A 427-nucleotide genomic window follows, 5' to 3' on the forward strand; every position below is an offset into this window, starting at 1 on the left:
GATCGGGATCGTGATCAGACCGACCAAGCCGAGAAGGTAGAGGCCATAGGTGATGGCCGGCACGGTCCGGTCTTCGGTGGTCACGACGGCGGTTTCGGTTTCGCTCAATTCAGTCTCCCAGGTGGAACGGCTGAACGAAATGTGGCCCCGATCGGCTCCGATGCTAGCTTAATTCGTGTTCATCTGGCGAGAGCGTCCGGCTTTGCGGCTTCTTGCGGGCGGGCAGCCAGGGAAGCACAGCGGCGCCCAGGATGACGACGAAGACCAGGCGCGAGGCGAGCGCAACGCCCAGCAGCCAGGCGCCGGCCAGGCCCGCGGCCAGCAGAAGGGCCAGGGCCCCGACACCCATCAGCGCCATGATCCAGAGCACGGCCTCCGCATAGGGAGAGGGCGTCAGTGTCCGGCCGGGCGCGGCGGCGTCGATTTC

Annotated in this window: 1 protein-coding gene; it reads right to left on the reverse strand. The window is 66.5% G+C overall.

The genetic code is table 11. The features are described 5' to 3' along the window. Positions 1-163: 163 nt before the first annotated feature. Positions 164-427 (reverse strand): hypothetical protein (locus AC2JF9_RS09620; RefSeq protein WP_500727338.1); only part of this gene is annotated, 264 nt, incomplete at its 5' end.

This window comes from Lactobacillus sp. C449L, from assembly GCF_059900815.1.